The following is a 2159-nucleotide window of genomic DNA, read 5'->3' on the forward strand; positions in this document are numbered from 1 at the left end:
CAGCGATTTTAAGGCTATTTATATACATTTATACCAAACTCAAAATAAAAAGCCCTCAGGGACTTTTTAGAGGGCTAGATGACGAAACATGGACGATTAATAATATCTTCTTGTCTTTTTTGAAAAATATAAGTGTATAAGGAATCATACAAGTTCTTTTTAATCTCATCGGGTTTATTGACGGAAGCTTCAAATAATTCTTGAATATCAACTTGCCAAGAATCAGCAAGCATTTTATCAATTGGTTTTAATACTTTCTTTTATTCCAGCTTAATTACTCCTAACATTAAAATAATAATTTCAATTTAGATACGCAGTTCTTAAAGTTAGTTATTCAAATTTTGTTGCCAGGTTTATGAAGATTCTCTGCATAAAGCAATTAAAAAATTTGGTTGAAAGCAGCGGGATATGCAACAATTTTTAGCATTTAAAGCAAAGCATAAATTGAATTAAGAATACATTCCATTCAACAACGGCAAAAATTGATTTTATGGTTATCAGCAGACCGAGTGAAACGAGGTCAATGCGCACTTACACATAGAATTCATTCTATGTTGTGCTAACCCCAAAATCCTGTATTAGAAGTCGCCGACGGCGACAACAAAGTCAAGCCCATAGAATCAAAGTAAAGAGGTGACTTACATGGCAATATTTCATATGAGTTTTAGTAATATTAGTGCTGGTAAAGGACGCAGTGCTATTGCCAGTGCCGCTTATCGAAGTGGTGAAAAATTATTTAATAATCAAGAAGGCCGTCACTATTTTTATGCTCGCTCGGTTATGCCAGAAAGCTTTATTTTAACTCCCGAAAATGCACCAGCATGGGCCAGTAATCGAGAACAATTATGGAATGAAGTTGAAAAGAAAGATCGTAAATCAAACTCACGGTATGCAAAAGAGTTTAACGTAGCTTTACCAATTGAGTTAAGTACAGATGAACAAAAAGAATTATTAACTAAATACGTGCAAGAGAATTTTGTCGATCAAGGTATGGTAGCCGATGTCGCAATTCATCGTGATCACCCGGATAATCCGCATGCTCATGTGATGTTAACTAATCGGCCCTTTAACCCCGATGGTACTTGGGGATTAAAGGCAAAAACGCAGTACATTAAAGATGAAAATGGAAAGCAACTTCTAACTAAAAGTGGGTTCCCAAAACAAAGAAAAATTTGGTTAGTTGATTGGGATAAAAAGGAAAAAATTAATGAGTGGCGGCATAATTGGGCAACAAGTGTTAATCAGTCTTTAGCACAAAAAAATATTCCCGATCGAATTAGCGAAAAATCATTTGTCGATCAAGGAATAGATGATACACCAACTCAACATGAGGGAATTAATAGTAAGCGGTATGAAAGAAAAGAATTTAACCAACAAGTAAAGAACTATCGCAAAGCCAAAGCCAGTTATAAAAACAACCAAGAAAAAGCAATCAATAGAGGTCACTTAGATAGCCTAAGTAAACACTTCTCGTTTAATGAAAAACGGGTGGTCAATGAGTTAAGCCATGAACTGAAAACTTATATCAGTTTGGAGAGTTTAGATGATAAACGGCGCATGCTATTTAATTGGAAGAACAGTACCTTAATTAAACATGCAATTAGTGAAGATGTGACTAAAAAATTATTGACGATTAACCAACAGGAAAGCTCATTAAAAAAGGCAGATGAACTCTTAAATAAAGTAGTCGATCGCACGACGAAAAAGCTTTATCCAGAGCTTGATTTTGAACAGACTACGCAAGCTGAAAGACGAGAATTAATTAAGGAAACCGAAAGCGAGCAAACAGTTTTCAAAGGCAGTGAATTAAACGAATGTTCATTAAACGTTCGTTTAATGAACATTCGTGATGATTTGTTGACCCAACAATTATTGACCTTTACCAAACGGCCATACGTTGGCTGGAAGTTATTAATGCAACAAGAAAAGGAAGTCAAAATCGAGCTTAAATATACGCTGATGATTCATGATGATAGCTTAGAAAGTCTAGAACACGTTGATCAAGGTCTACTAGAAAAGTATTCACCAACCGAGCAGCAAAAGATTACGAGAGCAGTCAAAGATTTGCGAACAATAATGGCAGTTAAACAAGTCATTCAAACCCAATACCAGGAAGTTTTAAGAAAAGCCTTTCCTAATGGCAATTTTAATGAACTCCC

Annotated in this window: 2 protein-coding genes; one reads left to right on the forward strand and one right to left on the reverse strand. The window is 35.1% G+C overall.

Features of this window, described 5'->3' with window-relative positions; all coding sequences use genetic code 11:
• Positions 1-74 precede the first annotated feature (74 nt).
• Positions 75-233: a hypothetical protein gene (locus EKM64_RS11260; RefSeq protein WP_125678566.1), complete on the reverse strand. Its 159-nt coding sequence runs from the start codon at positions 231-233 to the stop codon at positions 75-77.
• Between the two features lie 409 nt (positions 234-642).
• On the opposite strand from EKM64_RS11260, the gene mobQ reads away from it, so the two are divergent.
• A partial coding sequence (gene mobQ, locus EKM64_RS11265) for a MobQ family relaxase (RefSeq protein WP_125678568.1) occupies positions 643-2159 on the forward strand: 1517 nt, incomplete at its 3' end.

The sequence above is a fragment of the Companilactobacillus keshanensis genome, from assembly GCF_003946205.1.
Taxonomy (GTDB): domain Bacteria; phylum Bacillota; class Bacilli; order Lactobacillales; family Lactobacillaceae; genus Companilactobacillus; species Companilactobacillus keshanensis.

What these genes read in the sequence shown, in the direction of transcription:
- EKM64_RS11260 (WP_125678566.1), bottom strand. Translation starts at nt 233, where the DNA reads ATGCTTGCTGATTCTTGGCAAGTTGATATTCAAGAATTATTTGAAGCT.